The organism is Anaerococcus sp. HMSC075B03, from assembly GCF_001815585.1.
Lineage (GTDB): Bacteria > Bacillota > Clostridia > Tissierellales > Peptoniphilaceae > Anaerococcus > Anaerococcus vaginalis.
In genome coordinates this window covers 77,476-83,638 of sequence record NZ_KV821203.1, presented here as the reverse complement: position 1 = coordinate 83,638, position 6,163 = coordinate 77,476, and the positions used below count along the sequence as shown (strand labels likewise).

Sequence of the window (6,163 nt, the reverse complement as noted above, 5' to 3'; positions counted from 1 at the left end):
GCACCCTTTAGGGTGTATAATTGCGCCCTTGTAACCAAGGGACAATTATGTTATTTCATCTTTAGGTGATTTTTCTACATCATCATCTACTCTTTCTTCTAAAATTTCCATTATGTTTAATCTTATTTCTTCATCATTTAACATTTTCATTAACTTATAAAATTCATCTATTGTTAAATTAATACTTTCTTCAAAAACACTTTCAAACACTGCACCTTTTTCTATAAGTCTTTTGTTTCTTGCTTTTCTTTCTTGCTCATTAAGTTTTTTCTTCAGCTGTATTTTTTGATTTTTTAATTGCTTAATGCTTTCTTCTTTCTTTTCGATCTGTTCTTCAATACTTAACTTTATTCTTTTAATTGCCATTTGTATCATTTCTTAAAATAAAAAAACGAATAGATTTTTATTTCTAATCGTTTTTCAGCTTAGTGTGGATTGTCAACACCTATTTGTACAATCTAAAATCGAACGTACTAATTTTAGATTAACTAATAACTACTAGTTAATCTTGATTGCCTATATTTAACTGGTGTCAAGTAACCTAATGATCCATTAACCCTTAGGTTATTGTTCCAATAAACATACTCTGATTATTGACGGTGCTATATCGTATTCTTCTCCCAATTTTTTATATGTGTTGTTACCTTGATTAAAGATTTCTACTATTTGCCTTTTGAAGTCTTCTTCGTAGTGTCTATCTAATTTAAAATCCTCTATGATTACTTATTATTTATTGTATCCATACCAGGAGACCTTTTTCAGATTTCCTGCTTGGTGTGCCGCTGTTTTAGCGGTGGGTATTTAGTTGTGAAAGTTCGTGGCAAGTTGACCCGATGTGTAGAGGGGCAATAAATTAAAACTTATTTATTATCAATCTCAAATTTTTTTTGTAGCATTTCCAGACTTTGATAAACGATTTTATATTGTTCATCTGTCCATTCTGATGTTAACTTCTGATTAAATTCTTTTAATGCTATACTTAAAGGTTCATATTTTAATCGTCCCCTTTCTGTAAGATATATTTTTTTGTTTCTCTTATCTTTAGGGTCTGTTTCTCGTGTGATATATCCCTTTTGCTCTAATGATTTAACCATTCGAGTCGTAGCAGCCTTATCTACCTTCACAAGTTTTGTTAATTCATCCTGAGTCAATCCATCCTGTTTTGTAAGTGCCATGTAATAAGGCTCTTCTCCGACACTTATATCAAATGGAACAACTACATTTTTTAATTCTTGCTGAATACATCTTGATAAATAAGTTATAAGTTTTCCAATGCTTTTGTTCACTTTATGCCTCTTTTCTTCTTAAAAATTTGTCCAATATCACATTCCAAAAAATACTAGAAAAATATCCAAATACAACATTAATAGGAAATGAGGAAAAATATATTTTCCAGAAATTCTCATCATATCCCTTCATTCTTAACAATCCACTTATAGACATAATTGCAGTAAAATATATCGCTGGAATTATTGATGAAAAAACTAAAAAAACAATATATGATTTTCCAGTATATAGTTTCTCTGTTACTTTTGCACCTATAAGTCCAGCCGGAAAAATCAAAGATGCTATACTTGCAACTATAGATTGTAATAACATCATTGCAAGTATAGACGGAAAAACAATTTTTCCAGTATTCATCTGAGACATAATACAACTCATTGTACTCCCCATCAATATAGGGAAAATATAACGTTTATATTTCATTACTCTTACCTCACTTTTAAGAATAACTGAAGTATATCACAAATTAGTTGATGCGTCAACTAATTTGTTTTTAAGCTTAGATCTCTTAAAATAATATTTTATTGGTAAACTTCGTAGTAAATACTTTTTATAAAAATTTTTCCTTTCAAAGGGTGGCTGGCGGCAGCCAGCGCAGGGGAAGCGTAGCGTCCGTGTTTGATTTGGAGCAGACCATGACTGCGGAAGCCGACATTCTGTCGGCTATTGGGGCATTCGGCGAGTGAATATGCAAGTATATCCGTTTGGCTCATTGATCGCACAAATCACAGCCCTCCGATTAGGAGCCTTCGGAGAACGCAATGCATCAATCTCTGATAGCTGTATAATTGCGCCCTTAGAAAATCTAAGGGAGATTTGATTATTTACAACACCCTTTATTTTTATTAATTTTCTCTCATTAGTTTTAGTGTTTCTTTAAATTCTTTTGTCTTTGTTGCTTCTTCAAGTAGGATTTTTATTTCTTCATCTGTTAGTTCTTCTGCATTTTCTATAAGGCTTTCTAAGATTGCTCCTCTTGTTATGAGCCTATGTGTTCTTTCTTTTCTTCTTTTTTCTATGTCTTGTTTTAATATCTTTTTTTCTTGATTTTTTAGTTGCCTTAATCTTTCTTCTTTATCATCAATTTTATCTTTTATTTCTTTTGATTCTTGTCTTATCTGATCTAATTTTTTCATACTTATATCCTTTCCTACAATAAAAAAGACGACTAGATTTTTATTTTTCTAATCGTCTTTTTTCTAAATGTTATACATTTCTATATTACATTTTAGTTTTACGTTTTCTATATATCTTTCCATGTAATCCCAATCTGGAATGTTATAACTTTTTGTTTATCTTTTTTATCATATTTTTCTCACTAAAGATAAAAGATGTAGGCTATTAGTAGATAAATTCTTCTGCCATTTTTATTTATATTATTAGAGCCCCACTCAATTTTAAAGCCCATTTCAGTGATTTTTTTCAAGCCTCTTGTAAATTATCAACCCTACATGATATGTGACTCAATTTTAACATTTATTTTATCTCCTTATTATATTTTCCAATTTTCTACTTTATCCCTGATTCTCATAAAACTTCTATATAGTCCCTCTTCTTCTATTAAATCTCTGTGTTTTCCTCTTTGAACAATTTCCCCATCGTCCAATACAAGTATTTGGTCTGCTTCCTCTATTGTTACAATTCTATGGGCAATAATAATTACAGTTTTTCCTTTACTTAAATTAGATATGGCTCTTTGTATTAAATATTCATTTTCTGGATCTATGCTAGATGTCGCTTCATCTAATATGATTATAGGAGCATCTTTTAGCATAGCCCTAGCTATAGATATTCTCTGTTTTTCTCCTAACTATAATTTTGTAATTTTCTCATCTGAAAAGTTTCCTATAATTCTTTTACTTTGATTATCGAAACATAAAATATGCTCACAACATTCTTCTATTAATTCATAGTCATGAGTTATTATGAAAATTGTCTTTCTTTCTTTAATTCCAACATATTTTTTGCCACCTCTTGCATATGGTAATAATCCAAACCACTTGTTGGTTCATCAAAAAAAATAATGTCTCTATCGGATACCATAGCTGTGGCAATAGATAGCCTTTGTTTTTGACCACCTGACAAACTCATAGGATGTTTTTCTAGCAAATGATATAGATTTAAAGACTTTAATATATCTATATACTTACCATCAGCATACTTAGCAGATAAGTTTACCTTCATCTCCTCTTCTACGCTTTCAGTAAATAATTGGTGATTAACATCCTGCATAACAATATAGCTTTTTTTAACCTTTGTTTTTTATCCATCTTTATCCCTGCTACTTTTATAACCTCTTTAGATTTCTTCTCAAGTCCGCAAAAGCAATTCATAAAAGTTGATTTACCTACCCCATTTAATCCAACTATACCAATAATAGAATTCATTGGTAAAAATATATTTTTAATATCTAAGAGTTCTTTTTCTTTTACTCTAAACTTTAAATAGTCTATTTGTATTAGGTTATTGTTTTTATATTTGTTTGCTTTGTTATCCGTAATATTCCCTATCCTGCTATAAAACTTTAATTTACGATTTTGATTACTTCTTAGTCCCATCTCTTTAAGAGCTTTATATGGGATATCTTCAAATTCATTTCCCGAGAAAGTTCGTTCTATTTTCCCCTCTTTCATATAACTGTTCATGGCTTATATCTATTTCTGATAATTGGTTTTTTTAAGCTACAGCCCCTTAAAACAAATAGCCAAGAAGTCGAATTGAACATTATAAGTTATGAATTTCTAGTTAAACCAAAACGGTCAGTAAATATGCCAAAATTAGGCTCACGAAAAAGAAGATTATAATTTTTGCAATCTGACTTTTCCCATTAAAACCAAAATTATCATAACCCTTAGCACCAACCGTCTCTGGGTAAACTTTAGTCGGCAATTTTAACTTGGTAAGCATGAGATAATCAAAAAAGATAATATCAAAAAGCTTATATCCTTCAAATAGTATTAAAAATCTAACAAAGGCTTGCTGAAAAGTTAAACTAAATTTTACTGTATCAACAATTGCCCAGCCTAGAACGGCTGCAATGGCTAGCAATCCAAGTATCATGATAAGTCCGCCGATTATATTGACCCAAATCGGTTTATCTGGCAACTTACTCATCATAACTTTGATATCATCAGGTGCGCCGAAATGCTTCGAGCCAAATTTCGGTATAATAAGTATAAAATTCATCATCATAATTGATGCTGTTAAGCAGATGATTGTTAACATACCAAGTGTTTTCATCAATTTAGTTTACCTCCTCTCTTGAAGTATAAACCATTTCGTAAATGGGAGCAATTTTTCTTAGTTGTGTCAACTAAATTCGTATAAATTTTCTTGCTAGTATTAGTGCTATACTTTTTTACAATTTATATAGTTATTTAAAATCTATAATCACAGATGTCTTCTTGTCAATGTCATTATACACATACAGGTCATGTATTAAGAAGTTTTGTAAATTATCAAATAAATTACTCACAAAACTTTGGATTCCAATCTAAAAGATATTTACAAAATCATTGACAAGATATAAAAACACCCTATATAAAGATTACAATTCTAAAATTGTAAGTAAGCTATCACAAATTATACATTATTTCAATAAAATTTTAGAAACGCTTATTAAGATTTTCTTTGATCCCTTGTAAATCAAGTGTAAAGAACTATAAGAATTTAAATCTCTTTTTCAAATTCATCTTCAAAACTAATAATATCATTAGGAGTGCAAGATAGAGCCTTACATATTCTTTCTAAATTCTTAAATGTAATTGGTTTATCCTTGCCCATTTGTGCCATAACATTTGTTGTTAGTCCTGCCATAGCTATTACATCTGTTTTCTTTAATCCTTTTTTCGCTAACTGTATCCATAATGGTTTATAGTTAAGTGCCATAATATCCCTCTTTTTCTGTTCATTAGATTTATTTAATTATAGCATAAATATTGATTTCATTCAATCTTACATTGATTTAGTGATTTGTTTTAGAGAATTTGTTGTGTTATTCCGTCCTTATTTTGAGTAAAAAAAGACGATAGAGTTTAATTATCTATTATCTCTTTCGTTTCTATTTAATTATTTGACTCGACAAACTGGAATTTGTCGCTTATTTCCATTCTTGGCTAAGGATTCGCATCATTATAAAATCGCTGTACTCATCGTTATAATAATATGCCTCTTCTAAAATACCTTCCTGCTTGAAACCGATTTTCTTGTAGAATTCCAGTGCATCTGTATTCAACCCTACCACGCCGATCGAGACACGATGCATCTCATACTCATGAAATGCCATGTCCAGCATGATGCGGATTGCTTCCGAACCATATCCTTTATGCTGCATTTCAGGGTCTGGAATAATAATCGTCAGATCTGTTTGGTGCCACGCGGGAAACATACGGAGCAAACCGGTCTCGCCAATAATATTACCGTCAAAATCAGTAATCGTAAACCAAACCGAGTCTTCCGATTTGTGGCTGACGTTAATAGTTCTTTTCTCCTCTTCTTCATCGGTTGTCTTCTCAAATCCGCATTGAAACATAACCTGCGGCTGATTAAACCAATAGGCGAAAAACGGAGCGTCTTCTTCTCTTTGCCTGCGCAGTATAATTTTTTTTCCTCTTATTTCTTCATGCTTCATATGGCCTTGCAGTCCTCTCTTTTATCCCGATAAATTCTAATTTATCTAATTCTATTATATCAAATAGTCTACTATTTTTAAATAATCCCTCGCCCGTGTAGACTCTTACAGTAAATATTACAATCTTGTTATCACTGTATTACCATTTATCTTAGTTTTACCCTTTCGTGTAATATACTTTTTAATATCAAAACCATTTCTCTCATCATAATCTTCCAGCAACTTGTAATTCTTATGCTTTGTAATATC

The 6,163-nt window shown here is 30.7% G+C and carries 9 protein-coding genes and 3 pseudogenes; all 12 read right to left on the bottom strand.

All coding sequences use genetic code 11. The features are described 5' to 3' along the window. Positions 1-45: 45 nt before the first annotated feature. Complete coding sequence (locus tag HMPREF3045_RS08125; protein ID WP_021340990.1) at positions 46-366, bottom strand: DUF3847 domain-containing protein; 321 nt, start codon at positions 364-366, stop codon at positions 46-48. A gap of 122 nt (positions 367-488) precedes the next feature. Next, positions 489-548, bottom strand: a pseudogene (locus HMPREF3045_RS09550) (hypothetical protein); the annotation flags it as partial. 37 nt (positions 549-585) lie between these two features. After that, positions 586-717: pseudogene (locus HMPREF3045_RS09475) on the bottom strand (IS3 family transposase); the annotation flags it as partial. A 143-nt stretch (positions 718-860) separates the two neighbouring features. Then, entirely contained in the window at positions 861-1,286 is a 426-nt protein-coding gene (locus HMPREF3045_RS08120) for a MarR family winged helix-turn-helix transcriptional regulator (RefSeq protein WP_070738520.1), read from the bottom strand. A 1-nt stretch (position 1,287) separates the two neighbouring features. Further along, positions 1,288-1,662 (bottom strand): hypothetical protein, encoded by a 375-nt coding sequence (locus HMPREF3045_RS08115; protein WP_019034261.1) that lies wholly within the window; start codon positions 1,660-1,662, stop codon positions 1,288-1,290. Between the two features lie 467 nt (positions 1,663-2,129). After that, complete coding sequence (locus HMPREF3045_RS08110; protein WP_070738518.1) at positions 2,130-2,420, bottom strand: DUF3847 domain-containing protein; 291 nt, start codon at positions 2,418-2,420, stop codon at positions 2,130-2,132. 356 nt (positions 2,421-2,776) lie between these two features. Next, positions 2,777-3,091: pseudogene (locus tag HMPREF3045_RS08105) on the bottom strand (ATP-binding cassette domain-containing protein); the annotation flags it as partial. A gap of 116 nt (positions 3,092-3,207) precedes the next feature. After that, positions 3,208-3,468 carry an ATP-binding cassette domain-containing protein gene (locus HMPREF3045_RS09545; protein WP_070738514.1) on the bottom strand — a complete coding sequence of 87 codons (261 nt, stop codon included), beginning with the start codon at positions 3,466-3,468 and terminating at the stop codon, positions 3,208-3,210. 8 nt (positions 3,469-3,476) lie between these two features. Further along, positions 3,477-3,917, bottom strand: coding sequence for an ATP-binding cassette domain-containing protein (locus tag HMPREF3045_RS09540; protein WP_070738512.1), 441 nt, complete (start codon positions 3,915-3,917; stop codon positions 3,477-3,479). Positions 3,918-4,029: 112 nt separating this feature from the next. Further along, positions 4,030-4,524, bottom strand: coding sequence for a hypothetical protein (locus HMPREF3045_RS08090; RefSeq protein WP_019132833.1), 495 nt, complete (start codon positions 4,522-4,524; stop codon positions 4,030-4,032). 429 nt (positions 4,525-4,953) lie between these two features. Further along, complete coding sequence (locus HMPREF3045_RS08085; RefSeq protein ID WP_002839984.1) at positions 4,954-5,172, bottom strand: helix-turn-helix domain-containing protein; 219 nt, start codon at positions 5,170-5,172, stop codon at positions 4,954-4,956. 211 nt (positions 5,173-5,383) lie between these two features. Further along, complete coding sequence (locus tag HMPREF3045_RS08080) at positions 5,384-5,914, bottom strand: GNAT family N-acetyltransferase (RefSeq protein ID WP_070738510.1); 531 nt, start codon at positions 5,912-5,914, stop codon at positions 5,384-5,386. Positions 5,915-6,163: the final 249 nt, after the last annotated feature.